The organism is Desulfopila inferna (assembly GCF_016919005.1).
Classification (GTDB): Bacteria; Desulfobacterota; Desulfobulbia; order Desulfobulbales; family Desulfocapsaceae; genus Desulfopila_A; species Desulfopila_A inferna.
The window spans coordinates 177191-202792 of record NZ_JAFFQE010000002.1; the positions used below are offsets into that span (position 1 = coordinate 177191).

24 protein-coding genes are annotated in these 25602 nt (G+C 49.4%); 10 read left to right on the forward strand and 14 right to left on the reverse strand.

Annotated features, from left to right (window positions below; all coding sequences use genetic code 11):
- Positions 1 to 30: 30 nt before the first annotated feature.
- From JWG88_RS04840 to JWG88_RS04850, 3 genes are all read left to right on the forward strand, one after another.
- Positions 31 to 471, forward strand: coding sequence for a universal stress protein (locus JWG88_RS04840; RefSeq protein WP_205232584.1), 441 nt, complete (start codon positions 31 to 33; stop codon positions 469 to 471).
- Positions 472 to 676: 205 nt separating this feature from the next.
- The gene (locus JWG88_RS04845; protein ID WP_205232585.1) at positions 677 to 1369 is read left to right on the forward strand and encodes a transglutaminase-like domain-containing protein; all 693 of its coding nucleotides are present in this window, start codon (positions 677 to 679) and stop codon (positions 1367 to 1369) included.
- Positions 1366 to 2223, forward strand: coding sequence for a HesA/MoeB/ThiF family protein (locus tag JWG88_RS04850; protein ID WP_205232586.1), 858 nt, complete (start codon positions 1366 to 1368; stop codon positions 2221 to 2223). Before JWG88_RS04845 ends, JWG88_RS04850 begins: the two co-directional genes overlap by 4 nt.
- A gap of 90 nt (positions 2224 to 2313) precedes the next feature.
- Here the strand turns inward: JWG88_RS04850 and lpdA are convergent, their stop codons facing one another.
- From lpdA to aceE, 3 genes are all read right to left on the reverse strand, one after another.
- Complete coding sequence (lpdA, locus tag JWG88_RS04855; protein WP_205232587.1) at positions 2314 to 3729, reverse strand: dihydrolipoyl dehydrogenase; 1416 nt, start codon at positions 3727 to 3729, stop codon at positions 2314 to 2316.
- Between the two features lie 278 nt (positions 3730 to 4007).
- A complete protein-coding gene (locus JWG88_RS04860; RefSeq protein WP_205232588.1) occupies positions 4008 to 5342 on the reverse strand; it encodes a 2-oxo acid dehydrogenase subunit E2 in 1335 nt (444 codons plus the stop codon).
- Positions 5343 to 5425: 83 nt separating this feature from the next.
- On the reverse strand, positions 5426 to 8083 hold the full coding sequence (aceE, locus tag JWG88_RS04865; RefSeq protein WP_205232589.1) for a pyruvate dehydrogenase (acetyl-transferring), homodimeric type: 2658 nt from the start codon (positions 8081 to 8083) through the stop codon (positions 5426 to 5428).
- 336 nt (positions 8084 to 8419) lie between these two features.
- Here aceE and JWG88_RS04870 point away from each other — a divergent pair, with 336 nt between their 5' ends.
- A complete protein-coding gene (locus JWG88_RS04870) occupies positions 8420 to 8821 on the forward strand; it encodes a hypothetical protein (RefSeq protein WP_205232590.1) in 402 nt (133 codons plus the stop codon).
- A 347-nt stretch (positions 8822 to 9168) separates the two neighbouring features.
- Here the strand turns inward: JWG88_RS04870 and JWG88_RS04875 are convergent, their stop codons facing one another.
- A complete protein-coding gene (locus JWG88_RS04875) occupies positions 9169 to 9600 on the reverse strand; it encodes an acyl-CoA thioesterase (protein WP_205232591.1) in 432 nt (143 codons plus the stop codon).
- A gap of 318 nt (positions 9601 to 9918) precedes the next feature.
- Here JWG88_RS04875 and JWG88_RS04880 point away from each other — a divergent pair, with 318 nt between their 5' ends.
- Entirely contained in the window at positions 9919 to 10299 is a 381-nt protein-coding gene (locus JWG88_RS04880; RefSeq protein WP_205232592.1) for a hypothetical protein, read from the forward strand.
- Positions 10300 to 10611: 312 nt separating this feature from the next.
- Here JWG88_RS04880 and JWG88_RS04885 read toward each other — a convergent pair whose 3' ends face one another.
- Positions 10612 to 11289, reverse strand: coding sequence for a metal-dependent hydrolase (locus tag JWG88_RS04885; RefSeq protein ID WP_205232593.1), 678 nt, complete (start codon positions 11287 to 11289; stop codon positions 10612 to 10614).
- Between the two features lie 359 nt (positions 11290 to 11648).
- On the opposite strand from JWG88_RS04885, the gene JWG88_RS04890 reads away from it, so the two are divergent.
- Together JWG88_RS04890 and JWG88_RS04895 are read left to right on the forward strand one after the other, a co-directional pair.
- Positions 11649 to 11825 carry a hypothetical protein gene (locus tag JWG88_RS04890; RefSeq protein ID WP_205232594.1) on the forward strand — a complete coding sequence of 59 codons (177 nt, stop codon included), beginning with the start codon at positions 11649 to 11651 and terminating at the stop codon, positions 11823 to 11825.
- Between the two features lie 60 nt (positions 11826 to 11885).
- Entirely contained in the window at positions 11886 to 12974 is a 1089-nt protein-coding gene (locus JWG88_RS04895) for a saccharopine dehydrogenase C-terminal domain-containing protein (RefSeq protein WP_205232595.1), read from the forward strand.
- A gap of 145 nt (positions 12975 to 13119) precedes the next feature.
- Here the strand turns inward: JWG88_RS04895 and JWG88_RS04900 are convergent, their stop codons facing one another.
- The 9 genes from JWG88_RS04900 to JWG88_RS04940 form a co-directional block, all read right to left on the reverse strand.
- The gene (locus JWG88_RS04900) at positions 13120 to 14259 is read right to left on the reverse strand and encodes a thiolase C-terminal domain-containing protein (RefSeq protein WP_205232596.1); all 1140 of its coding nucleotides are present in this window, start codon (positions 14257 to 14259) and stop codon (positions 13120 to 13122) included.
- A gap of 79 nt (positions 14260 to 14338) precedes the next feature.
- Positions 14339 to 14773 carry a Zn-ribbon domain-containing OB-fold protein gene (locus tag JWG88_RS04905; RefSeq protein ID WP_205232597.1) on the reverse strand — a complete coding sequence of 145 codons (435 nt, stop codon included), beginning with the start codon at positions 14771 to 14773 and terminating at the stop codon, positions 14339 to 14341.
- A gap of 46 nt (positions 14774 to 14819) precedes the next feature.
- Positions 14820 to 15587 (reverse strand): enoyl-CoA hydratase-related protein, encoded by a 768-nt coding sequence (locus JWG88_RS04910; protein ID WP_205232598.1) that lies wholly within the window; start codon positions 15585 to 15587, stop codon positions 14820 to 14822.
- Between the two features lie 11 nt (positions 15588 to 15598).
- Positions 15599 to 16981, reverse strand: coding sequence for an acetate--CoA ligase family protein (locus JWG88_RS04915; protein ID WP_205232599.1), 1383 nt, complete (start codon positions 16979 to 16981; stop codon positions 15599 to 15601).
- Between the two features lie 188 nt (positions 16982 to 17169).
- Positions 17170 to 17865 (reverse strand): acetate--CoA ligase family protein, encoded by a 696-nt coding sequence (locus JWG88_RS04920; RefSeq protein ID WP_205232600.1) that lies wholly within the window; start codon positions 17863 to 17865, stop codon positions 17170 to 17172.
- Between the two features lie 57 nt (positions 17866 to 17922).
- Entirely contained in the window at positions 17923 to 18690 is a 768-nt protein-coding gene (locus tag JWG88_RS04925; protein WP_205232601.1) for an SDR family NAD(P)-dependent oxidoreductase, read from the reverse strand.
- 74 nt (positions 18691 to 18764) lie between these two features.
- On the reverse strand, positions 18765 to 19094 hold the full coding sequence (locus JWG88_RS04930; RefSeq protein WP_205232602.1) for a cupin domain-containing protein: 330 nt from the start codon (positions 19092 to 19094) through the stop codon (positions 18765 to 18767).
- Positions 19095 to 19180: 86 nt separating this feature from the next.
- Complete coding sequence (locus JWG88_RS04935; protein ID WP_205232603.1) at positions 19181 to 20017, reverse strand: 4Fe-4S dicluster domain-containing protein; 837 nt, start codon at positions 20015 to 20017, stop codon at positions 19181 to 19183.
- A 4-nt stretch (positions 20018 to 20021) separates the two neighbouring features.
- Positions 20022 to 22541: a molybdopterin-dependent oxidoreductase gene (locus JWG88_RS04940; protein ID WP_205232604.1), complete on the reverse strand. Its 2520-nt coding sequence runs from the start codon at positions 22539 to 22541 to the stop codon at positions 20022 to 20024.
- A 721-nt stretch (positions 22542 to 23262) separates the two neighbouring features.
- Between JWG88_RS04940 and JWG88_RS04945 the strand changes: the two genes are divergently transcribed.
- The 3 genes from JWG88_RS04945 to JWG88_RS04955 all read left to right on the forward strand — a co-directional run bounded on the left by JWG88_RS04945 (position 23263) and on the right by JWG88_RS04955 (position 25594).
- Positions 23263 to 24039 carry an IclR family transcriptional regulator gene (locus JWG88_RS04945; protein WP_205232605.1) on the forward strand — a complete coding sequence of 259 codons (777 nt, stop codon included), beginning with the start codon at positions 23263 to 23265 and terminating at the stop codon, positions 24037 to 24039.
- A gap of 110 nt (positions 24040 to 24149) precedes the next feature.
- The gene (locus JWG88_RS04950) at positions 24150 to 24359 is read left to right on the forward strand and encodes a hypothetical protein (protein WP_205232606.1); all 210 of its coding nucleotides are present in this window, start codon (positions 24150 to 24152) and stop codon (positions 24357 to 24359) included.
- A gap of 44 nt (positions 24360 to 24403) precedes the next feature.
- Complete coding sequence (locus tag JWG88_RS04955) at positions 24404 to 25594, forward strand: MFS transporter (protein ID WP_205232607.1); 1191 nt, start codon at positions 24404 to 24406, stop codon at positions 25592 to 25594.
- Positions 25595 to 25602 lie beyond the last annotated feature (8 nt).

Below are 25602 nucleotides of genomic sequence, written 5' to 3' on the forward strand. Positions count from 1 at the left end.
ACTGGGTCACTGTAAAGAGGGAGGAAAAGCATGAAAGCTATCACAAACATCGTTGTACCCGTCGACTTGGAAGAACATACCGAAAAGCTGGTCGAATATGCTGCATACATGGCGGAGAAACTCTCAGCCGACCTGACTCTTGTTCATGTTATCGAGCCTTTCCGGGCCATCGGCGACATGGAGCTCGGCACAGCAACTGTAGAGAAATATAACCAGAATCGTGTTGATCATGCCAAAGAATTTCTGGAAAAGCTGGTTTCCGCCTATCCCAGCTGTAAAAGCGCCAAAGTTATCTCAGGAGACATCGTCGATGAAATTGTCGCATTTGCACAAGGACAGGAGACTGCTCTCATCATTATCGGCACCCACGGTTCCAAAGGGATAGAAAAGCTTCTTCTGGGAAGTGTCGCCGAACGTGTCGTTAAACGTGCTCACTGCCCGACCCTGGTAATGAATCCTTTCAAACAGTAATCCGGCATCAAAGGCTCCCCCGGTAATCAGGGGGAGTTGGCGCTGATTGAGATCGTGCGGATGTTTTCCCTGTCCAAGCATGTTCAACTATCTCAGTCCACTCTGTTTGCATTCCTTTGCATACCTGTTACAATAGCTCAGAAAAGAATGCTTACCTGAGGATATCAGCCCATTAGATGAAGATCAATAGATAATCAGGAACAACATGCCGCCCCGCTTTGATAATTACTTGCAGACAACCTATTTTTTAGATTTCGAAAACCCTGTTGTTAGTGATTTTGCAGAAGCACACTGCGATACCTCTGCAGAACCACGGACCAAAGCTGTTCAGTTGTATTATGCGGTCAGGGACAAAATCACCTATGATCCCTATGACCTGCAACCAGATCGCAGCACCCTGCGGGCAAGCTCAGTCATCTGCAAAGGCGTGGGCTACTGCGTCGCCAAGGCCGTCCTTCTCGCGGCCCTGGCCAGACAGCAGGGGATTCCGGCCCGTCTGGGCTTTGCCGATGTGACAAATCATCTCAGCACCACAAAGCTGCGTCGGGTGATGGAGAGTGATGTGTTTGTCTACCATGGCTACACCGAGCTTTACCTTCAGGAAAAATGGGTGAAAGCCACTCCCGCTTTCAACCTATCCCTGTGCACACGATTCAATGTCCGCCCGCTGGAGTTTGACGGTGTCAATGATTCACTTTTTCATGAGTTCGACCTGCATGGCCAGAAACATATGGAATACATGGCAGACCACGGTCACTTTGAAGATCTGCCATTCAACCGAATGTTCAAAGCCTATGAACAGCAGTACCCTGGCATGTTTGAACGGTTCAGGAATCTCAAGGAAACCGACTTCTCCAGGGAGGCCGAGGAAGAAAATACACCTCTTGGTGATTCATGAACAGTGATCTTGAAAAACTGCTCAAAGAACGAGCCAGACAGCAGAGGCGTCCGGACGGCACAGCATATCTCAGTCTCCCTCACAGAGATGAGATTTCCATCGCCAGCCTTACAGGGGCATCACTCAGGAAAGTACAGATCTCAGCCTTGCTCAACGATGTCATTCCCGAACGTTACTGCCGCAACCAGAGGAGTCTGACCAGCGCTGAACAAATACTCCTTCTCCGTTCTCATGTTGCCGTTATCGGGCAGGGCGGTCTCGGCGGCACGGTCACGGAAATACTGGCGCGCCTCGGAATCGGCAGCCTTACGCTGGTAGACGGCGATGTCTTCGAGGAAAGCAATCTTAACCGGCAACTACTTGCCACGGTCGATACTCTGGGCTTGAAAAAAGCCGAAACCGGCGGACAACGGGTGCGCGCCATCAATCCTGCGGTGGAGGTTGAGGTGGTCAATGAATTTCTGACGAAAAAGAATGGCTCCGCCATTCTTGCCGGAGCACACCTGGCGGTGGACTGTCTCGACTCTATTCCCTCCAGATTCATCCTCGAAGAGGCCTGCCGCGAAAGCGATATTGCACTGGTTTCGGCGGCCATCGCGGGTGCCGCCGGGCAAGCCATGGTAATTTTTCCCGGAGAAACCGGTCTTCGACAAATTTATGGAGACCCCGATTCCACACCTCAAAAAGGAATAGAGACACGGCTGGGAACCTTGCCTTATGCCGCGATCTTCATGGCCGCTGTTGAATGTGCCGAGGTGGTATCTCTGCTCTGCAGGCAGAACTCTTCTTTACGCAGTTCCCTGCTTATAGCCAATATAGATGACAAGACCATGGAAACGATTTCTCTGACTTAGACTCGCCCTGACTCCACCCCGATTTTTATGTTATTCGTAACTATTCAGCAAAGAGCTGAGAACCAACAGCTTACCTCTGAATAGTTACCGTTATTTCTTCTTTTTCGGCGGCAAAGCGTCTGTTATCGAACCATCCACCATTTCACAGGCAAACGCGAAGGTTTCCGACAAAGTCGGGTGAGCATGAATAGTCTTGCTGATATCCTCGGCGTCGGCTCCAAGTTCCAGGGCCACAACAGCTTCATGAATGAGTTCGCCGCCGTTGAGCCCACAGATGGCGGCACCGATTATTCGCCCCGTCTCCTTTGAGAAAAGCACCTTGCTCGCACCTATGGCGGCGCCCGATGACAGGGCACGGCCACTCGCTCCCCAGGAGAATTTTCCTTTATCATACTCAATGCCTTTCTCTTTTGCCTCTTTCTCAGTGAATCCCATCCAGGCCACTTCCGGATTGGTATATGCCACTGCCGGAATGGCGAGTGCGGAAAAGGCAGAATTATGGCCGGCACACACCTCGGCTGCAACCTTACCCTGATGGGTTGCCTTATGGGCAAGCATAGGGTCACCCACAACATCGCCGATTGCAAAAACGGTGGCGGCAGAAGTTCTCTGTTGCTCATCCACCTCGATATAGCCACGCGAAGACGTCGTGATGCCAAGCTTATCCAGACCTATCTCTTCGCTGTTGGGCTTGCGGCCGACAGCAATAAGAACGGCATCATATTCGCTGGTTTCTTCCTTCTCTTTATGCTCAATAACAACCTTTACCGCGTTCTCCTCGGCCGTGATTTTTGTAACTTTGGCATTGGTCATGATGGTATAGATTTTTTTCAGCTTCTGGAAAAGCGGCTGCACCATGTCCTTATCCGCTGGCGGAATCAACTGGTCGAGCATCTCCACTATGGTGATTTCAGACCCCAGGGCACTATATACCTGGGCCATCTCCAAGCCGATGACACCGCCGCCTATAATAAGGAGCCGTCCCGGAATAAAGTCCAGGCGCAGAGCATCACTTGAGTCCCAGATGCGGGAATCCTCCGGCTGTCCAGGCAGGGCGAAGGGCCGTGAGCCGGTTGCGATTATAGCATTTTTAAAACCAATTACCGAATCCCCTTCTGCAGTCGTGACCTTGAGTGATTCCTGGTCCTGAAAAACTCCGTTGCCGGTGATGCGGGTGATTTTTCTGGCCTTGACAAGACCGTCAAGGCCGTCGGTGAGTTTTTTTATCACGGATTCTTTTTTGGCACGCATGGCCTCAAGATCAATTTCCGGCTTGTTAAAGGTGATACCAAAATCGGCAGCCTCCTGCGCCTCTTCGATGACCAGTGCCCCATGAAGCAATGTTTTCGAGGGTATACAGCCGACATTGAGGCAGACGCCGCCAAGACGATTGCCCTTCTCAATCAGACAAACGCTCAAGCCGAGATCGGCACCACGGAATGCAGCAGTGTAGCCGCCCGGGCCTCCGCCGAGGACAACCAGATCAAATTTTTTGCTCTCGCTCACTTCTCCTCCTCCATCGGTAACTATTCAGCGTACTAACCGGGCAGGCCCGGTCTCTATTTTGAAAGTAACAATATCTTGGTCGATTGATCTTATTGTCTGGCCAACCTCCTGTTATTTGGCCAACCTCCTGCCTGTAACTGTTCAGAGGTAAGCGTAGGCTCCGGGTGCGCCATATGTCCATAAGCAGGGCGGTTAGCTATACATTGTGTATGCTGGACGGCCTGATCATGGACAGGTAAGCGTAGACTCCGGATGGTGTGTTGCTGAACAGTTACCTATCATAATGCTCGCCTGAGATCTTCAATACTGCGGCTCAAAGCCCGGCAGAACCTGGCCGCCTCCGCTCCATCGATGACCCGATGGTCATAAGAAAGGGAAAACGGCAGGGTAAGCCGTGGCCTGAAAACCTGCTGCTCTTCATGCCATACCGGTTTCTTGTAATTCCTGGAAAGTCCCAGGATGGCGACCTGCGGGGCATTCACAATCGGGGCAAAACCGGTTCCTCCGATGCCGCCGAGGCTGGAGATGGTGAAGGAAGCGCCCTGCATATCGGGAATGCCGAGTTTGCCCTCTCTGGCGGCTCCACTCAATTTTTTCAACTCTGCGGCGATCTCCCTGATCCCCTTTTTCTCCGCATTTCTGATCACCGGAACCATGAGGCCATCGGGAGTGTCGACAGCTATGCCGATATTATAAAAATATTTATATATGAGTGAAGCGCCCCCGGGAACCAATGAGCTGTTGACGGCGGGAAATGCTTTCAGCGTTGCAACCACTGCCTTGATAATGAAGACCAGAGCACTGTAGCGCATACCTTCCTCTTCGGACTCGGCATTCATCCTTTGACGAAAGGCCTCCAGGTCTGTGACGTCGGCCTCATCAAAATGGGTGACATGCGGGATGGTGACCCAGCTCCGGAGAAGCTGTGGACCGGAAATCTTCTTGATCCTCCCCAGGGCAATCTCTTCGGTCTCGCCATATTTACTGAAATCCTCTAGCGGCTTGGGCTGGAAAGTGTCGGAAGGTATCTCCGCTGTTGCCTTCTTCCTACCACCTTTTTGAAATTTATCAACATCTTCTTTTAAAATCCGCCCCTTGGGTCCTGTTCCCGTCAAATTGGCAAGCTCAACATCCTGCTCCCGGGCATAGGCCCGCACCGAAGGCGTCGCATGATATTCTCCCGGTTCAGCCTCCTCAGGCTGTTGTTCCTGCTCGTCGGGCTTTTGGTGTTTTTCAGTTTTTTCTCCGGCCGTTTCTTTTTTTTCCGCCTTTTGCGGCTGAACCTCTTTTTCAGTCTCTTCCTTCTGCTGCCGCGGCTTCTCCTCTTTCCCGGCGGATTCTTCCCCGGCGGATTCTTCCTCGGAGGATTCTTCCTCGGAGGTTTCAAGCAAGACGATGGCATCACCGCTGCCGACCTCGTCTTCCTCTTTCAGATAAACCTCTTTGACAATTCCGGCAGCCGTCGAAGGGATGTCCATGACCGCCTTTTCACTCTCCAGAGCGATTAAGGGATCTTCCACCTCGACCTTGTCTCCCGGCGAGACATAGACATCGACGACGGTAATCTCCTGCACATCTCCAAAATCGGGAATAGTGACCTTTTCTGTGGCCATCCTTTTTTCTCCTTGATTGAATTCCTAATCTGCCTTCTTTTTTGCTGGAAAACAACATTTCTATCCAGCTCAGCTGGGTAAAATTATCTACTGATTGAATGAGCGGTTTCAGGATCGAGCCCATATTTTTCCATAGCCTTCCCTACGGTGGAAGTGGGGATCTTTTCCTGATCGGCAAGGGCCTGTAGCGCCGCAACCACTACATGGTATTTATCAACGCCGAAAAAGTCGCGTAGTTTCGGAATGGTATCACTACGCCCGAACCCATCGGTCCCCAGGACAGTGAGCGGGGCGGGAATGCACCTGCGAATCTGCTCCACGTAGGCACGGACATAATCGGTGCAGGCAATTGCCGGACCCTGAGAACCATCCATCATCTCTTCGATATAGCAGGATTTTTTTTCCTCCTGTGGATGTTTCCTGTTCCAGTCTTCGACAAGCATGGCCTGGCGATGGAGCTGATTGACGCCGAGTATCGACCAGATATCGGATTCCACCTCAAAATCCTCGGCCAGCAGATCCGCTGCCGCGATTACTTCACGAAAGATGGCGCCGCTGCCCATCAACTGGACCCGTAGATCGCCTTCTCCTCCCCGGCGAAAGAGATACATTCCTCTGTGGATGTTTTCCTCAACCCCTTCAGGCATGTCCGGATGATGGTAGTTTTCATTGAGCAGGGTGATATAATAAAAAACATCTTCACAATCGACGAACATGCGCTCCATCCCCTTGCGGACAATAACCGCAAGCTCGTAGGCAAAGGTCGGATCATAAGCCTGACAGGTGGGCACGGCCGAGGCGTAGAGCAGTCCATGACCGTCCTGATGCTGCAGCCCTTCGCCGTTGAGGGTTGTCCGCCCGGAGGTGGCTCCCATCAGAAACCCCCGCGTGCCTGCATCGGCTGCTGCCCATATCTGGTCACCCACCCGCTGAAATCCAAACATTGAGTAGAAGGTATAAAAGGGGATCATCGGTATTCCGTAATTGGCATGCGATGTTCCCGCAGCCGTCCAGGTGGAAATGGAACCGGCTTCGGTAATACCTTCCTCGAATATCTGTCCTTTAGGGTCTTCCCGATACCAGGCCACGGTCTCCGAATCCTGAGGTTCATAGAGCTGTCCGCTGGGCGCATAAATACCAAGCTGCCGGAAAAGCCCTTCCATGCCGAAGGTGCGTGCCTCATCCGGAATAATGGGTACGACATTGGGGCCGACATTCTTGTCCTTGACCAGCTTGGTCAACAGACGGACAAACGCCATGGTGGTCGAGAGTTCCCGGTCTTTTGAGGATTTCAGAAGCGGGGCGAACACCTTCTCGTCAGGTGCGTCAAGTGGAATTTTCCGGGTTTCACGATAGGGAACATCTCCCCCGAGAGCCTCGCGGCGTTTTTGGAGAAAACGCTGCTCTTCACTGCCTTTTTCAGGCCGGATAAACGGCAGTTCTTCCAGCTTGTCGTCTTCAAGAGGAACATGGAAGCGGTCGCGAAAAGCCTTCAGCGCCTCAAGATCCATCTTCTTGACATTATGGGCGACCATTACCGATTCGCCGGATTGCCCCATGCCATACCCTTTAATGGTCTTGACCAGAATAACCGTGGGCTTGCCTTTAAATTTTGCTGCGGCGCTGAAGGCGGAATATACTTTCCTGGGGTCATGGCCCCCCCTGTTCAGCTGCCACAACTCCGCATCGCTGATATCCTCGACCATGGCCAGCAGCCTGGGATCGTCACTGAAAACTTTTTGGCGCAGGTATTCAGGACCTTTAGCTCGAATTGTCTGGTATTCCCCGTCAACCATCGACCCGAGTTTTTTGAGCAGCAGCCCCTCCTTATCCCGCTCCAGAATTTTATCCCATTCCGATCCCCAGATAAGTTTGATGACATTCCAGTCGGCGCCGCGAAATCTCCCCTCCAGTTCCTGTATTATACTGCTGTTGCCGCGAACCGGACCGTCGAGACGCTGCAGATTGCAGTTTACCACAAAGATAAGGTTATCGAGCTTATCCCGGGAAGCCACGGTCAGGGCGCCGAGGGATTCGGGCTCGTCAGCCTCGCCGTCACCCATGAACAGCCAGACTTTTCTGTCTCCAGCCTCCTTCAGGCCGCGATTGTCCATATAGCGCATGAATCTGGCCTGATATATTGCGGCCATGGGTCCCAGCCCCATCGAAACCGTAGGATACTGCCAGAAGTTGGGCATAAGATAAGGGTGAGGGTATGAAGACAGACCATGTCCGTCAACCTCCCGACGAAAATGCTCCAGCTGCTTGTCATCCAGCCGTCCTTCGACATAGGCGCGTGCATACACCCCGGGGGAGCTATGGCCCTGGAAATAAATGAGATCGGCACCGTATTTGGAATCCGGTCCCCTGAAAAACCAATTGAAACCGACTTCATACATTGCCGAAACAGAGGTATATGTTGCAATATGGCCGCCCAGGCTTTTCCCGTTTTTATTGGCCTTGGCCACCATGGCCATGGCATTCCAGCGGACATAGGCTGCAACGTTCCTGGCTACTGTAGAATCATCGGGAAACTTCTCTCCTTCCTCCGGCGGGATGGTATTGCAGTAAGGAGAAAGGATACCCGGCGAGGTGACTACTCCCCGGGACCGTGCCCTGTCGGTGAGCTCCTGCAGGAGAAAATCAGCTTTCTCTTTGCCCTCGTGTCTGATCACACCCTCCAGTGAATCCAGCCAGTCCTGGGTTTCCTGGGGATCCGGATCGTTATAATATGGACTCATATTGTCCCTCGTATTGTTATGGAGTTAAAGGAAGCGAAAATCGTGATGCTCTTTTAAGTGATATCATTTTTTCATCCTGTCAATCAAGACGATCTCGTAAAAAGACATCGAAGTTGCCGGGATGGATACTCGGAATCTCCGATCAGATGTCAGCCCAGTGAAAATAAAAGAAAAAAGGTTCCCTTTTGGATGAAAGGCAGGAAGATCTACTCCCTGAAGGGGCAGACGTGCCCGGGAAATGTCTAGACAACTTAAATATGATGCTTTACAGAGAGAGGGGACGCGTTATCATGGTACAGCAGAAACAGGTTCCAGGTAAAACGGATACGGAGAGCAATGATCGAGAAGAAAAATCAGCAACAAGGAGAAAAAGGACAGGGCAGAATAGGTTATCGCCCTTACTGGATACTGCAGTTCTCTATCCTTATTCGTGCTCTCCATCAAATCGGAGCCGCCGTCTTTTTGGCATCCTATCTTCTCGAAGCGATCCCTTATCCTCCGGCTTTCTATGCCTTTCTCACCTTCTGCAGCGGCATTGTCCTGCTGCTTACGGAATGGATGCGCCACAGGCAGATTTACCGGGAACTTTCCGGAATAAGCACCTTTATCAAGCTTGTTCTGCTGGGACTAGCCTACCATGCCGTATTTCCGGCGGCACCTACCGTGACAGCGGCATTCCTGATCGCCTCCATCGCTTCCCACTCGCCCAAACAATTTCGCCATCGTTTGCTTTATTAGTGCCTTACCCCCCAAAACTGCCACCAAGAGAAGGAAACGAAAACTACATTTAGATCCGTGAATCTCCCTCTACCGCCAAGGCACTTATCCAGCTCCGCTGGGTTAGTGCTTCATCCTTCAAGCCACTTACACCCCTCAAAAAAAAGTACCGTAAGAAGTCCAGCTCCGCTGGATAATCCCAGAGTCAGGAGCTCTAACTGAACGACCATCGACTACAAGTCGATGTGTTCGTTATTCGGCTAAAGCCGACTTAAGACAAATTAGTTTGCTTCGCAAATTGGTTTTTTCTTAAATTTTTGGTCTTCGACCATTTTGTTAAACTTAACTTCGCCTTAAGGCGAGGGGTTTTAACTATCCCCAAAGGGGACACTAAAAACAAAAGGACCCAACTTAGCCCTGAAACCCTCCGGCACCGCAGCAACTTTTCTCGTCGTATAATCAAACGCCAAAAAAACCGTGAATCCACCTATAACCAACTCTTCGTCCGCGCCTCGGCGTACTGAATACTCAAAGGTGAATTTTTTTCCCTTCAGTTCGCTCACTCCGATCAACACCAGCAATTCATCGTGAAGAAAAACCTCACGGTGATATTTCACCCCGCTTTCTACCATGATAATTCCTCGCTGATCGCCGATATCCTTCTCAGAGTATCCGAGAGATTGCAGGAAATCGATCCGGGCATCATGAAAAATTACCAAAGCTTTGTCATTCCCCAGGTGGCCGCCGTAATTTATATCGCCGATGGTTACCTTATATTTTGCACTATATCTTTCAGTCATCTGTATTCATTTATGAAAATTAGTACATTACAGATTTATTTTTGTTTTTTTTGCAAGAAAATAATCTGTCTAAAGGTTCTTATACCCTTAAAGGGGTACTGTAAAAAGCCCAGCTCAGCTGGGTTAGCTTTATCGAACCGGATCGTACATTCTCGAAATTGTACAAGACCATAAACATATACCATAAATCAATTGAAATGGTCGATATGCCTTCGCCTTTTTGAAACTTTTAATTTCCGACATATAGTATGTTAACAGAGGAAAGCGACCTAAAGAGCAATACTTAGCAAAGGGTAGGACATCCTTAAAGGAAGAGACATGGTACAAGAAAAATCATTTCCGGATCAAGTCAAAGAACTCAAAGAAATAATTAAGCAATTACGAGATGATTTCCCCCCGGAGGTTATAGAGCAAACCGCTGCTCGTCTTGAAAATCTCAACTACGCGCCTTCCGTTATTACCCCGAACGAAAAGTTCTTGCGACTGGACAAGCAAGGAATGCTGGACGAGGTGGACAGAATTCTCAAAATGCCGGAAGAAGAGGCCTGTGCCCTTGCGCCTGGGAATACCGCCAAGTGCGAAGATCTTCGTTTGCAGTTCATCAAGGTTCTTCTTTTTTATTATGAAAAGCTGATCCTCCTGCGAAAAGACGATGCCGATGCCTGGGATGAAGTGGATGAACTCTACGTCCATGATTAAACAATTACCATCGGCACTTCGTAACCGCCAGCAAGGTGGAAATTTCTGATTTTACGGAATTATTTTCCTGATACAGCTGAGTTGGACACTTTTCATTACCCCTTTGAGGGGTGTAGGTGCTTTGGCTGTAGAGGCGGATTCACAAATTTTAATGTATCTTTCGTTTTTTTTATTTTTTAATGCCTGCTTATTGAGGGTGATGCACGAACCCAGCGGAGCTGGATAAGTGCTTTGGCGGTACAGGCAAATTCACGAGTTTGAAGATGTTTTTCGTTTTTTTACTCTTAGTGGTGGTTTTTGGGGAGTAAAGCACTAAACAATAACCTCTTCACCAAATTCCAGCACAACCGCTTTCTTCCCGCAAGCTTCCACATGTCGTTTAAATTCCTGCGGGTCCGCCTCAATGACGGGAAAGGTGTTGTAATGCATGGGAATGGCGATTTTTGGATCAGCCAGTTCCACCGCCTTGACCGCATCCTTTATCCCCATGGTAAAATTATCGCCGATGGGCAGCAGCATATAGTCAAGCGGCGTCATCTCTCCTATCAGCTTCATATCGTAGAACAGGCCGGTATCCCCGGTATGATAGATGTTTTTGCCTTCAATGCCTAGAATAACACCTGCCGGTTCTCCACCATAGGTGTTGTCCGGCGTCATTGAGCCATGATGGGCAATGGTGAACTTCAAAGTGCCGAAATCAAATTTGTGGGACCCGCCAATATGCATATTATGGGCCTGGAAGCCTTTATCGATACAATAATTTGCCAGCTCATTGACGCAGATAAATAACGGGTTGGTTCTTTTGGCAATCTTGAACGCATCACCGATATGATCACCATGAGCATGGGTCAGCACTATAAAATCAGCTGAAACTTCATCTGATTTGACCGGAGATGTCGGATTGTCATCGAGAAAAGGATCGATGAGAATAACCTGGCCAGCATCCGTAGTGATCTGAAATGAGGAGTGTGAAAAATATCTGAGCTTCATCTCTGTCTCCTGTTTTTTAAAATTGCCTGTGAAATGACGGCGTCCTCCGCTGTCACTAATACGTTTTTTTCATGCTATCGTATTTTAAGGGCTTTTGCCAGATCTTACCCGTCATTTCCCCCTCCATATCGAAACCGGCTTCCCGATGCGGAATAAGCGGATGGTGATTACCTCTTGAAATTTTTGTACCGCCTTATCTTTTTCTCCCGATCGTTGACGGCAACCACCGCAGATCTGAGACAATTCCTATGATGATAGGCAGAAGAAACAGCAGTACGAAACTCGCGAAAAGTAGGCCAAAGGCCAGGCTGACGGCCATCGGAATAAGAAAGTGCGCCTGAAAGCTGTTTTCGAGGAGCATGAGCAAAGGTGCCAGACTGGTCATCATGGCCCATGCTGGACTTCAGCATTTTACCCATAACGACCCTCCTGAGGAGTATAGTGTGCCCGGAATAGTTGTCATTATGGGGGTGGGCAAAGCGAAAAGAGAAAGCTTTCAGCGGATGTCTCTTTCCGTTTTCATTTTTCTTGCATAATTAAAAGCACAGAGATATGTTACACTATGTATAACATTTAAAATTAACGGAGGGCACTGTATGAACAATGGAATCCAGTCAATTTTGGTTCTTGGCCTTGGCAAGGTCGGTCATCTTGTTGCCGAACTTCTCCTGGAAACCGATTTCCAGGTTAGCGGCGGCGACCTGCACATCCCGTCCGACATATCCTATCCGACGATAACCATAGACGTGAAGGACAGCGAAGCGCTGGCCCGGCACCTTGAAGGATTCGACGCCGTGCTCTCCTGCCTGCCGTACAGCTATAACCTGGAAATCGCGACTATCGCCTGCTCAAAGGGCATTCACTACTTTGATTTGACTGAAGATGTTCCCACCACCAGGGCCATCATCGAGATGAGCAAAGGGGCTGCCACTATCCTGGCGCCGCAATGCGGTTTAGCTCCGGGCTTTATCGGCATTGTCGGGTCGTCGCTGGCGGCCCGATTCGATAAGATCAGGGCTATCAAGCTGCGCGTCGGCGCCCTGCCGCAACATCCCACCGGCTTGCTGGGTTACGCCTTCAACTGGTCGCCCGAAGGGGTGGTCAACGAGTATCTCAATGACTGTGAAGTTATTGAAAACGGCGAGCATAAATGGGTCTCTCCCATGGAATGGATCGAGACCCTGGTAATAAACGGCATCCAGCTCGAATCCTTCACCACCTCAGGCGGCCTTGGGACCATGTGTGAAACCTTCCTCAACAAGGTCGAGAATCTGGACTATAAAAGCATTCGCTACCCCGGTCATGTACGGCAGATGAATTTTTTCTTTCATGAACTGCTGATGAGGGAAAACAGAGAATTGGCCGGCAAGATCCTCACCAATGCCAAACCGGCCGTCAGCGATGATGTCGTTTTCGTCCATGCCTCCTGCGAAGGCTGGAAAGACGGGCAGCTGCTGCGTGATGAATTCGTCAACGCCTATTATCCCATGATCATCCGCGGCAGAATGCGGCGCGCCATTTCCTGGACAACGGCCGCCTCGGTCTGCGCGGTGGTGGAGATGGTCAACAGCGGCGCTCTGCCTGACCGGGGCTTTCTCAAACAGGAGGAAATTCCACTGGAAAAATTCCTGCAGACCCGGAACGGCCGACTGTACGGCCGGGAAAAGGCGGAAGAGACCTGGTAGGCCAGCCCTGAAATATCTCAGTCTCATCATTTCGGGCTTGATGATCAGGAATCATCAAGGTCATCTGGAAAGTGAATTTGTTCCATTACCTTGACAGGTCCATTCTCGAATCCTTCGAGAATGGACCTGCCGACCTGCGAACAATCTATAAAGTCAGGATTGTAGTACCGCTGTTACCCATCAAACCGTAAGTCTGCGCCATAGCAACTTTTGCGCCCTCAACCTGACGGGCACCGCCTCTTCCTCTTAGTTGATTCGCGCATTCGATGACCTGCCAGAGAGCTTGAGCAGAAAGCGCCTCTCCATGTGAAGAAAAGCCACCGCTTGGGTTTACGGCCAGTTTTGCACCGATTTTAGTCATACCGTCTCGCAGCATCTTATCCGCTTCGCCCTCTTTACAGAACCCGCATGTCTCCAGGTACACCAGGTAATGCCAGGAGCTGTTATCGGGCAGTTCCAGCACATCGATATCATCGGGGCCAATACCGGATTTTTCATACGCCTGCCGGGAAGCCGAGTAGCTTTCACTGAGCATTGGGGCTTCAGCAACTGCCGGGCAGGAGAGCGCTGATATTCTGATGGTCGGGTCACCGTAGATGGAGCTTCCCATGGTGGTGGCGTTAATCTTCACCGCTTTGTCCGCTTTACTGATCAATTCCTTGTCGGCTGTAACAATAACCGCAGCAGCACCGGTACTCACCGGGCAAATCTCATATAGCCTTAGAGGATCACAAACATAGACGGAGTTCAGTACCTCTTCCATGGTGTAAGGTTTTTTAAACCGAGCGTCTGGATTCTTTGCACCATACTCACTCATCAGGACCTTCACCAGCGCCAGATCCTCTTCGGTGGTGCCGTATTTCTCCATCCTTTTTCTGCACTCCAGCGCCCAATAAATCGGGTTAGGCAGGCCACCCATTTTCCATCTGATCACGTCTCTGTCCTGAACAGCGTTGTCTGATTTGGCGGTCAGAAAACCTTTCGGCGATACGTCTGCACCAAAGGCCAGGGCAGTATCAGTCTCGCCGGCAGCTACACTGTTGTACGCCATTCTAATAGCGGCCGATCCGGTAGCGCAAGCGTTGTATACGTTTACCACCGGGACACCGGTTTCGCCAAAAATGGACTCCAGATATTGACCGGAAAGGTGACCGGCGTTGCCGCCATAAATAAAAATCCCGGCCATAATTGCCTGAATTTTTTTCCATTCGATGTTCGCATCTTTCAGAGCGCCTTCAACAGCAACTGCCGCGAAATCAGAGAATACTTTTTCAGAGAAACCCATCCAGGGGTGTATTCCGGTACCAATTATATATACATCTCTCATTGTCATTATCCCTTATTATGGTTATCGCAAATTCGATTTATTTAACTGCCCGAAAGGCCCAGGTCACCACTTGCTGTTTTTCCTCATTGGTGAACATTTCAAGAATGGTTGTTTCCATCTCCATCCCCAGCTTGAGAGATTTCAGATCGGTCTCTGTTATGATGCCGGTAACCTGAATTTTTTCCTCTTCAAACTCAATCAGACCAATACCGTATGGTGTAATCTTTTTCTCAGTTTTAAAGGGCGCGGGGCAGGGATAATATTGAATGGTATAACTCGCCAGCTTACCTTTTTGGGGAAGCAAGACATCTTCCACACCCTCTCTTGAGCAACCGGGACGATGCTGGTAATGTTCTTTGGGAAAAAAATGCGTTCCGCAAGAGTTACATTTTGCACTCATTAATCTGACTTCGCCAGTCGACCAGTCTACTAAATTCGGTATACGAGCTACTTTATTTGCCATGTTTTCCATTGTCTTTTTCCTAACTATTTGATGTCATAATTAATAAAAAATGCCGCTATCGTCCGACAAACTTCGGCGCCCTTTTTTCAAGGAAAGCATTAACACCTTCCGCTTTATCTTCCAGGCTTAAAGAAAGACTGTAGAGTTCATACTCATACTTCAAACCGCTTTCCAGATTGGTCTGCATGCCGCGGTTGATCGCGGTTTTGGCCAGCTTGAGGGCCGCGGAGCTCTTGGTGGCGATCTTTTTCGCCATCTCTTTGGCGGAGGGCATCAGTTCATCCATCGGTACCACCCGGTTGACCAGGCCGATGCGATCCGCCTCTTCGGCGCGGATGATATCACCGGTATAGATCAGCTCCTTGGCCCGGCAGGGGCCGATAAGCCGCTGCAGCCGCTGGGTGCCGCCGCCGCCTGGAATAATACCGATGTTGATTTCGGTCTGGCCGAACTTGGCCTTTTCCGAAGCGATGATGATGTCGCAGCCCATGGCGATCTCACAGCCGCCGCCCAGGCAGAAGCCGTTGACAGCCGCTATGACCGGCTTCTCCAGCTTTTCCACCATTTCTCCCAGCCGTAGGATGTTGTGGGCAGCAAAAGGCGTGGTTTTATTGAACTCTTTGATATCGCTGCCGGCAACAAAGGCCTTGCCGCTCCCGGTGAGAATAAGAACCTTGATATTGTCGTCGAAGGCCACGTCGGCAATGGCTTCGCGGAATTCAGCCCTGGTCTGGTTGTTCAGGGCGTTCATCGCCTCGGGACGGTTAAAGGTAATGACAGCAATATTCTCTTCTTTTTCGTAAATAATATTCTCGTAAACCATACACTTCCCCCTTAGGCTGATAATTTTTGTCGGCGGATACCGTACTCGCACAATTTGCTTAATGCCTTTACCCCGGAGATCAGAGAAGGGAACACCGGCAGCTCTTTGCCCATTTCGTCCATTATGACGTTTTTATATTTATTGTATCCAACGATCATGCAGATAACCACCGGCTTGCCAACCTCTTTGACGATTTTCTGGATGATTTTTTTCTGAACGGCCTCCTGGGTATATTCGAAACCGGCCAGAATGAGTACAGCAGCGTCTATGTTTGCATCTCTGAACGCTTCAGGAAAAGTGGTTTCCAGGGTCTTGGTAAAGCCGATTTTGGTTACGCTGAAATACAGGTCGACAGGATTTGATACGGGCGTATCGAACATATCCTTTAATTTCTCCGTTGTTTCCGGAGTCAGCTTGGGGAGTTCCAGGCCATGGCTTGCACACAGATCCGAGACATTAACCCCGACACTTCCGGCCAGGGTGATCACCGCGATGCGATTACCTTTGGGAAGCGGCTGGGTGGAAAAAACCTTGGCGAAATCTTTGAGTTCGGTAAAATCATCGGCCATGATCATACCCGTCTGTTTGACTGCCGCTTCGACGATTTTCGCGTTGCTGGCGATACTGCCGGTATGGCTCATGGCCGCTTTGGCGCCGGCTTCAGTGCGCCCACCGCTAAGAAAAATAACCGGCTTTTTAGCGGCAACTTTCTTAGCGATCCTGGTGAGATTGCGACCATCGGAAATTGTTTCCAAATACATTGAAATCACATCGACGCCATCGTCATTACCAAAGTACTCCAGCAAATCGTTTTCGCTGACATCGCATTTGTTACCGAAGGAAACAACTTTGCTGATATTCAGGCTTTCATTTTCTACGATATCAGCTGCCATTCCAGCCGCCAAAAGACCGGATTGACCGATGAGCACTACGTTACCCTTGGATACTTTTTTATTAATGGGATAGATGGATGTTACGATATCTCGTGAAACAATACCGGAGCAGTTTGGTCCCATCACCCTGATATTATTTTCCCTGGCAATTTCTACTATTTGCTTCTGATACCCCACACCATCGCCACCCATTTCGGCAAACCCGGCAGATTCGATTATTACCGCCTTGACTCCCTTTTGGGCACACTCCTCCAAGGTAGCAACAGTCAGTTTGGGAGTGGGAAGAGCAGTGATAACCAGATCAACGTCACCCGATATTTCCGTGAGTGAGCGGTATACCTTGTATCCCAGGATCTCATCTGATTTTGGATTGACCGGATAAACACTGCCGCTAAAATCGCTCCCCTTGATATTATTGACAATTACATAGCCCAGCTTTCCGGGAGTGCCGCTGGCTCCAATGACAGCAACCGATTTGGGTTTAAAAAAAAGATCCATCATAATTGCACCGTCCTTATGTCTGTTCGCATGTTTTTTGGATTCACCAATTCAAAAAAAACACGACTGTTTTTCGTAAACGTCCAGCATTGCCTCCAGATATACGCAAGCAGAGCGATGGGCCATAGTAAAGTTTTGCACATGGACCTGATCGCGTGCGGATGGGATGCCGATACCGTTTATTTTTTTAATTAAGCGGATAAAATTATTCTGGCATCAACGACAACGGCGCCATCTTTATACGCAAACACCGGGTTCATATCGATCTCTTCGATTCCCGGAGTATCATTGACAAAGTCGGAAAGTTTAACCAGCATCTCATGGAGACATGGTACATCCGCTGGATCTTGTCCCCGATATCCTTCAAGAAGCTTTTTGCCCTGGATCTCACCGGTCATCTCTTGTGCATCGGCCTTCTCGATCGGGACGATTCGAAAGGACACATCCTTTAACACCTCAACCAGCACGCCGCCGAGTCCAAACATTACCACCGGCCCAAAACTGGCGTCCTTGATCATGCCCATGATGATCTCAGTTCCCATTTTTGCCATGCCCTGAACCGCAACACCCTCTATGTTTGCATCAGGTGCATAGGCCCGGCATGATGTCATGATCTCATCATATGCCTGCTCAACAGCTTCTTTGCTGTTCAGATTGACCTTGACGCCTCCGGAATCGCTTTTGTGGGTAATATCTACCGAAGAGATTTTCAGTACCACCGGGTAGCCTATTTCTTCACTGATGGACACCGCTTGTTCCTTGGTGGTGGCAAGCACTGTCGGAGTACAGTTTATTCCAGCTTCACCCAGGATCTGTTTAGCCTCTATCTCAGTAAGCACCGACCTCTTCTCATCCCTGGCCCTACTCAAAATTTGAGCTGTTGTCATTGATGTATCCTCATTTTAATTTGTCGTTTGATCTTTTATCGGGGGATAGGCTATCGGTTAGGCGGCGGTGAGTCCACCGTCAACATAAATGGTCTGACCGGATACAAAACTGGCCGCATTTGAAACCAGATAGACTACTGCTCCCACCATATCTTCAGGCAAACCAATCCGGCCCATCGGAACGGCGGCAGCGTATTTGGCAGCCAGCTTGGGATCTTCAGCAATATGTTTTGTGCCGGGTGTAATGACCAGCGCCGGCCCTAAAGCATTCACCCTGATTCCGCTCGCTGCCCATTCAAGTGCCAAGGCTTTAGTGATAAGTTCGACTGCTCCTTTTGTTGCACAATAGCCGGTATTGCCGCCGGTATAGCCCCTAATTCCTCGTACCGAAGACAAATTGACGATGGCACCACTCTTTTGCGCCTGCATAACTTTCCCGGCAGCCTTACAGGCAATCATGGTTCCTTTGACATTGACGTTAAAGAGCTTATCCCAATCTTCCATCGGGTAATCAAAGGCATTGTGCTTGATATTCATGCCCATGGCATTAACCAGGATATCGACTCGTCCATATTTTTCCACAACCTTGTCGATGAGGTTCTGGACACTTTTTTCGTCGGTGACATCCGCTGCAATGGCAATAGCCTCATTGCCGGTTTCAGCAATTATTTTCTTTGCCACCTTGTCAATCGCTTCCTGGTTCCTGCTCGAAACCACTACGGTGGCACCATGAATTCCAAGACCAAGGGCCAGAGCTTCCCCTATACCGCCGGCTCCACCTGTGACTATGGCTATTTTACCATCCAGTTTGAATATGTTTTTCATTGCCTCTCTCCTCGATAATCTCTCTTCAATAAGTTTCTGTTTGCATTTCTTTTTACATGTCAAATAACGCAAAATCAGGGGGTGACAATAGTCACAAGCACTTCAGCGGGTTTGCCGCCGTTGATCACCATGTCACGCTCTTCGCCCGGCGCGATATAGATTAAATCCCCTTCGTTCAGGACATGTTTTTCGTCAGGACCACATACGGTGATGGATCCTTTGACGACGTAATAGATTCTCTCTTTTGGAGAAGAGCTCATTTCTGCGCCACCGTTGGGCTGAAAATATGAATAACAGACCGTGGTACGTTTGGACTGGGCCTCGGTAATCTTCTGTAAGCCATAGACCTCGGAATGCTTGGCAGCGTCGTAGGGTGTCCCTTCGGCATCTTTTACACTGATCATTTCTAGACCTCGTTGATCCGGATGGAAAAATAAAAACAAGGGAGCAGGCCGATCCGCTGCGGCCTGCTCCCATATCAAGCAACCTGTTATTTAGCTTCCAGAATTATTTCACCCAGGTTCACGTCTTTATAAGTAGAAAATTCCACCTTATTTTCCGCATACCCGTCAGCAGAAACGATAACCTGATATTTTTCATTTTTATCCAGCCCTTCAAATTCAAAATCGCCGAAGATATCAGTAACTGTTTCGAGTTTCCGTCCGCCCCCGGACAGGGTAACCTTCACCCCAGGTGCACACTCGCCCTCGTTGCCCTTATAGACAACTTCTCCAGCGACAAAACATTTCGGGAGGCCAACGTATTGCACCAGAGAATCGGTGCCGAATTCAGGATGCAGGCTCTCGGTAGCAAGACTGGCAGAAAGCTTGGCTATCTGGCTGTTCGGGTCATCCAGATCACCAAAAACAAGGGCCTCAACGGGGCAGGATTCAACGCAGCGGGGCATTTTTTCCCCCTCATCAAGGCGATGCGCGCACATGGTACACTTCTGCGGCAGCTGCTTTTCTGCATCCCAGAAGATCACCCGGTATGGACAGGCATTGACGAGAGCTTCCTGGCCTTTCGCCTTCTCCGGGTCGATGATGACGATACCGTCATCTCTGCGATACACTGCGCCATCTTTTGCTGCGTCTATGCAGGGTGCGGATTCGCAGTGCATACACGGTCTAGGGATATAGGAAATCTTTGGTTTCGGATATTCACCACGCTCAATCTCCTGCACCTGCATCCAGAACTGACCGTTCAGCGGCTGCGCTGCAGAGTAGCCAGGGTATTCATTACCAAAATATTCATCTCGGCAGGCAAGAAAGCAGTTAAAGCAGCCGTTACATTTGTTGACATCTATCAATATGGAGTATCGAGACATTTTATCAGCCCTCCCATTTTTCAATTTCGATGAGGCAGGAATTCGGTGTCATTCCCGGTACATTTTTAGACACCATCCGTGACGAAGTGAGGATGGCGACACAACCGCCTCTATCTGGAGAATCAAATTTTCCGGGAGTAAGTGGATCGTACTTGGCCGAAGAACAGTAGCTGTGCACAACGCCATGGCGTACACGTCCTGTAACCACGGCTATACAGAGAACCGAGCCCCGGTCATTATGGAGTCGTACGATATCACCCGACTGAATACCCCGCAGTTTAGCGTCTTCAGGGTTAAGCCGTGCAGGCCACCAGGCGTATCCGTCTTTTTTAATACGGTGGACCGGAATATCATCGAGCCAATCGGTATGTTTATCATAGTGACAATGGAAGCTGAAACGCGGATGCGGTGACATCAGTTGCAGTGGGTATTTCTTAAAAATCTCACTATGGTGTCCTTCCCAACTCTTGATATACCGGGGCGTCACCGGACGCTCCTCATCATCTGGGAACTTGCTTTTCAAGCTATCGGAGGCAAACTCAATCTTGCCGCTGAAGGTACCGAGATGTCCTGCTTTTTCTGTACCGCGTTTAGGATTGTTGGTATCAGGGGTGTCACAATCTCGACCTTCTGCAAACCAGCGAAGAGATGGCGTCGACTTATAATCATCATCAATATTGATGATGTGATAGCCCTTCTTATCAAACTCTTCCCAGCTTATGTGCTGCGGCAGGTCTGAGGATTCGAAAAATGCCCTCACCCAGTCCAGCTCTGTTTTACCATCGGTGAATTCTTCTTTTCTGCCGAGTTTCTCGGCGAGAAGGGTGAAAATCTCATAATCAGATTTAGATTCCCACATCGGCTCCAGACATTTCTGCTGACGGACCACGACCCTGTAGTTGCAGCCGCTGCTCGCATGGCAGGTATAGCCGCCGCAGGCACCCCATTCTCCGACATCATCCCGTTCAAAGTTGGTACAGGCAGGCAGAATAATGTCAGCCATCTGGGTCTCACCGTTGTACCAGCAATCCTGGTTGACAACAAATTCAAGTTTAGGACTCTGGTACATCCTTACCCATTTGGATGTATCACTCATAGTTCCCATGAACGAACCGCCATAGCGGTAGAACAACTTGATTTCCGAACACCCTTCCATCGGATACTCAAAATGGGTGAACTGTTGTTGCAGTGACTGGCCGCAAAAACCTTCGCCGTACCAGCTGATTGGCGGATCAAGAATCGCATCGGGCAGGGTAAGGCGCCACACCCGCTGTTTATTTGGATTAACCGGCAGGAGATTGGCCACCTTGGAGGTTGCAACGCGTCCCTGCAGGTCAGCATAGGCCGGAAACCAGTTCTTGGTATCGGAGGGTGCTCCCATGGTGGTACCCCAGATAGAACGACCTGGTTTTCCAAGACCCTGCATTCCCTGGAGCAGAACCATCATACGGGCCCACTCGGTGCCATATGCCACACGACAGGCGCCACCTTCACCACCACGGGAACCGCCTGACAATATTGTCCGCTTGGCGGCCCACTCACGGGCCAGCGCGCGAATAACCCGAGCTTTTACACCCGATTCCTCTTCCGCCCATTCGGGGGTTTTAGGTTGACCATCGGTTTCACCAAGGACATATGGCTTGAACTCGTCAAAACCAATGGTCCGATCCTTTACATACTCTTTGTCGTAGATGTCTTCAGTAATCCAGACATAGGCGATGGCCATGGCAAGGGCAGTATCGGTGCCCATTCGTGGAGCTATCCACTTGCCTTCCATCACGCCCGCGGTGAAATTATGGAAGGGATCGATAAAGACCATCTTGACGCCTTTTTCTTTCAGCCATTGACGCCACTGTGCGGATTCCTGACCGGTGTAGGTGCCCCTGGTAGAGTCGGGATCGTTGGACCACAAGACGATCATCTCCGCATTTTGCAGCGAATCTTCGAGGAGGTCGTACTGTTCGGGCATGCCAAGACGCCAGTAGAAACCATAGGTATGGGTTGCTCCCCAATGCCAGCCCTCCCAGCTATCGGGATTATCAAGCACCGGTGTAAACTCGAGCATATTCATAAACCGGGCAAAGGGACCCATTTTATAGCCGACAATGCCCCAGTTGTGATGGGAAGAGGTCATACCACTGATCGCTGAACCACCATAGGTCGCAGTCACCCGCTTGATCTCACTGGAAACTATAGCAAGAGCCTCATCCCAGGAGATCCGTACGTAGGGAGATTTTCCGCGATTTTGTGGATTCCTCTCGCCGTTTGGATCAAAATCCACCCGTTTCATAGGATACTTGATACGATCATCGGAATAGAGTCTTCGCCTATCGGCATGAACGTACGGAGCTACATTAAACTTTTTCGGTGGAGAATATTTTTTACCATCGGCTTCAATTACCCATGGTTTGAAATCCTTCTCATCAGCAACCAGAGGTCGCATACGGGTCACTTTACCATCTTTCACGTAGACGCTGACAGGTCCGGCGTTGGTACAGTTGGTAAAAACTTGTTCACTCATCATTCAACCTCCCGGAATTTAACATGTTGCCCCTATACTCTAGTAATGCAGAGTATACAGGTTAAAAAACAAGAAAATCCATGTTTTGTTGCATGCAATGTCTTCCCTCTGGAACAGCAAAGGAAGCCTCGATCATTCTTGTCCAGTCAAACAACCGGCCAACCAACAACAACCGAATCCTACATGCACCACTTTGTTTTATTTGGTATTTTATACAAGTTCGCAGGCGAACCCAATATTGTCCGGACACATCCGACTTGTACCGTATACCGAAATAGTTATCTCGACATATGAAACTAATAATACACTGTCAAGCGCACATGTCAAGATCATTTTACATGTAATTTAAAACAGGCCATTGTTTTTAAAATATATTTATATCGATAAGTTGTGATAGACAGAGTCAGAAGAAAATAAATTATATCGACAAAATACCTTGACAGAAGGATGATAAAGCTCTAAAAAGTTTCAACATGCGGAACTAGAGAACCGAATAATGGACCAACGTCCGCAAGAGCACAAAACAAGCAACCCCGGATACGGGAAATTACGCTGGTAATCTTTTCAGTGCCCGCGCTTTGCGTATGGTACTTGAAACAGATTGCTTCCTGCAAAAGACAAGAAAACAATCTGTGTAAGGTACTATCTGTAAGGTACTAATGGCCTTTTTTCCAGTTGGCAAAACCGTCAACATAAACAGTACAAATATCAACAGTCACAAACTATGAACATTACGAAGACAAAAAACGGCAACAGCTCTTCAGCTGAAAAAGCTCTCAATATTTTACTGGCCTTTACCCCGGACAACAACGAGATGGGTACAACTGAACTGAGCGAAAAGCTGGGCTTGCACAAATCGACCACCAGCAGATTGATCAAACTGCTGGTAAGCACCAATTTCCTGCAGCAAAACCCGCTCAATAAAAAATATCTGCTCGGAGGTTCGGCGTTGAGAATCGGCCATGCCACGACGAGATCGCTTGACAGCAAACTCCTCGCTGTGGCTCACCCTTGCCTTGCGGAACTCTCTCAATTATTAGGGGAAAGTGTTGCAATGGAAATGCTCTCCGGAACCAACGTGGTGCTGGCACTTCACGTGGAAGGACCCAGCCATATCCGGTTCAATTTTGAGCAGGGAGAGCAAGTCCCGATAAACGTTGCAGCCGGGGCAAAGGTCATTTTGTCACAAAGTGATCCGAAGCTGGTGGAGATATTCATCGAACAGGAATTTCAAAAATTCAACGAAAATACCATTGTCTCCAAAGCCGAATACCGGAAACTTCTCAAGGAAATCAAAAAAACCGGTATCGCCTATGATAAAGGGGAACGTTACCTGAATACTCATGCCATGGCGACTCCCATCTATAATCTGGAGGGCCAGACCAAAGCGGCAGTGGTCATAGCCGGACCGGCGTACCGGTTGACGGACAGTTTTCTGGAATCAGCAATTAAACCCTTACGGGAAACCGCTGACAAAATATCGAAACTGCTTTTCCATTAAACTGCACGGTAACATCTATGTAACCTAATTCCCAACCTTCTGTCAGCTGGCAAAAAGCAGGGGATTTTGTATTTAGACTTTCTTTAACATCCTCCCCTCATGAGGTGTTCATGAAATTCCACCAAGCATATGATCTGGCGCGAATCAACGGCGAAGAAATCGTCCCCACGGTATGCGGAATGTGTGGTCCGGGAGGACCGGGAGGTGGCTGTGGCATTTATGCCTTTGTTAAAAATGGTCGCTTTACCAAGGTTGCCGGGATGGATGAATCCCCTGTCAACAAAGGGGCAATTTGTGCCAAAGGCCACCTGCCCCGGTGATGCCTTGACACTCATCTCTAGCAGTTCGTCTGAAAAGTTGTTGCATGAAGAGCAGACTATTCGATTGCTTTCGATGCAAGTCTCTTTCTAATCCCGTGCAAAATCTGCTGTTGCTCTTGATTCTCTGGGGATTATGGTACCTGGCATTTGCTACCCGTATGATTGTCGCCCCGCTGCTGCCGCTCATTGCAAATGAGCTTGCCATAAATCATACCATGGCCGGAGGACTGTATCTGTTTGCCGGCGTGGGGGCGACCATCGCCAGCCTGCTTGCCGGGTTCCTGGCCATTAGAATTGGCATCAAGAGGCTGATCATCTTGAGCTTTCTGATGATTGCCTGCACTGCGGTTGGAATTTTCTTTGCAAGAAGCTATTTCATGCTCGCCGGCTTACTGTTTATTCTGGGCCTGAGCGGCGGTTTTTATCTTCCGTGCGCGATTCCCATGCTGACCTCAATCTTCCAGCCCGGCAATTGGGGGAAGGCTATTTCGGTGCATGAAACTGCTGCCGGATTCAGCTTTCTTTCAGTACCCTTTATCGTCGCATATACTTTGGATTTTCTTGAATGGCGTCTGCTGTTCATTATTTTTGCCGGCACTGTGACCATGGCCATCCTGGCATTCTGGTCTCTTGCCCCCAATCCACAAGCGAACAGAGGCAAAAGAGCCAATCTGCAGGCCATTTTAAAGCGAACCGACTTTTGGATTATTCTGGCCTTGTGGGTTAACTGCGGTATGACCAGCATGGGTGTCTATAGTATAATCCCCTTATATCTGGTGGACGAAAAGGCAATGGAAATCGATTTCGCCAATAAGATCTTAGGATTTTCCCGGATTGGCGGATTTATCGGCCAGGTCGTCATCGGGTTCTTCCTGGACCGCTTCAGCACTAAAAAAATCATGTTTTGTCTGGTGCTGGCTTCCGGGATCTCCACTCTGGGGTTGGCCCTGATCGACAGCCAATGGCTATTCTTAAGCCTTCTGCTGTTACAAGGCACTTTTAGTGTGGTGTTTTTTCCTGTTGGGATAATGGCCATTTCACAACTGGCCGATTTTAACGAAAGAGGCGTTTACGCCGGAACAATCATGGCCGTATCACAAATGATGGGGATTGGACTCACCCCTTTTATGCTGGGGGCCATCGCCGATATCTGGAGTTTCCGGACAGGCCTGATCCTTCTGGGCATTTTAACACTGTGCCATTGCCCGATTCTAAAATTCCTCAAAAGAATATGATTAATCCC

Bases quoted from the DNA above. Each gene is read 5' to 3' on its own strand.
- JWG88_RS04840 (WP_205232584.1), top strand. From the start codon at position 31: ATGAAAGCTATCACAAACATCGTTGTACCCGTCGACTTGGAAGAACAT.
- JWG88_RS04845 (WP_205232585.1), top strand. From the start codon at position 677: ATGCCGCCCCGCTTTGATAATTACTTGCAGACAACCTATTTTTTAGAT.
- JWG88_RS04850 (WP_205232586.1), top strand. From the start codon at position 1,366: ATGAACAGTGATCTTGAAAAACTGCTCAAAGAACGAGCCAGACAGCAG.
- JWG88_RS04860 (WP_205232588.1), bottom strand. From the start codon at position 5,342: ATGGCCACAGAAAAGGTCACTATTCCCGATTTTGGAGATGTGCAGGAG.
- aceE (WP_205232589.1), bottom strand. From the start codon at position 8,083: ATGAGTCCATATTATAACGATCCGGATCCCCAGGAAACCCAGGACTGG.
- JWG88_RS04870 (WP_205232590.1), top strand. From the start codon at position 8,420: ATGATCGAGAAGAAAAATCAGCAACAAGGAGAAAAAGGACAGGGCAGA.
- JWG88_RS04875 (WP_205232591.1), bottom strand. From the start codon at position 9,600: ATGACTGAAAGATATAGTGCAAAATATAAGGTAACCATCGGCGATATA.
- JWG88_RS04880 (WP_205232592.1), top strand. From the start codon at position 9,919: ATGGTACAAGAAAAATCATTTCCGGATCAAGTCAAAGAACTCAAAGAA.
- JWG88_RS04885 (WP_205232593.1), bottom strand. From the start codon at position 11,289: ATGAAGCTCAGATATTTTTCACACTCCTCATTTCAGATCACTACGGAT.
- JWG88_RS04890 (WP_205232594.1), top strand. From the start codon at position 11,649: ATGAGCAAAGGTGCCAGACTGGTCATCATGGCCCATGCTGGACTTCAG.
- JWG88_RS04895 (WP_205232595.1), top strand. From the start codon at position 11,886: ATGAACAATGGAATCCAGTCAATTTTGGTTCTTGGCCTTGGCAAGGTC.
- JWG88_RS04900 (WP_205232596.1), bottom strand. From the start codon at position 14,259: ATGGGTTTCTCTGAAAAAGTATTCTCTGATTTCGCGGCAGTTGCTGTT.
- JWG88_RS04905 (WP_205232597.1), bottom strand. From the start codon at position 14,773: ATGGAAAACATGGCAAATAAAGTAGCTCGTATACCGAATTTAGTAGAC.
- JWG88_RS04910 (WP_205232598.1), bottom strand. From the start codon at position 15,587: ATGGTTTACGAGAATATTATTTACGAAAAAGAAGAGAATATTGCTGTC.
- JWG88_RS04915 (WP_205232599.1), bottom strand. From the start codon at position 16,981: ATGATGGATCTTTTTTTTAAACCCAAATCGGTTGCTGTCATTGGAGCC.
- JWG88_RS04920 (WP_205232600.1), bottom strand. From the start codon at position 17,865: ATGACAACAGCTCAAATTTTGAGTAGGGCCAGGGATGAGAAGAGGTCG.
- JWG88_RS04925 (WP_205232601.1), bottom strand. From the start codon at position 18,690: ATGAAAAACATATTCAAACTGGATGGTAAAATAGCCATAGTCACAGGT.
- JWG88_RS04930 (WP_205232602.1), bottom strand. From the start codon at position 19,094: ATGATCAGTGTAAAAGATGCCGAAGGGACACCCTACGACGCTGCCAAG.
- JWG88_RS04935 (WP_205232603.1), bottom strand. From the start codon at position 20,017: ATGTCTCGATACTCCATATTGATAGATGTCAACAAATGTAACGGCTGC.
- JWG88_RS04940 (WP_205232604.1), bottom strand. From the start codon at position 22,541: ATGATGAGTGAACAAGTTTTTACCAACTGTACCAACGCCGGACCTGTC.
- JWG88_RS04945 (WP_205232605.1), top strand. From the start codon at position 23,263: ATGAACATTACGAAGACAAAAAACGGCAACAGCTCTTCAGCTGAAAAA.
- JWG88_RS04950 (WP_205232606.1), top strand. From the start codon at position 24,150: ATGAAATTCCACCAAGCATATGATCTGGCGCGAATCAACGGCGAAGAA.
- JWG88_RS04955 (WP_205232607.1), top strand. From the start codon at position 24,404: ATGAAGAGCAGACTATTCGATTGCTTTCGATGCAAGTCTCTTTCTAAT.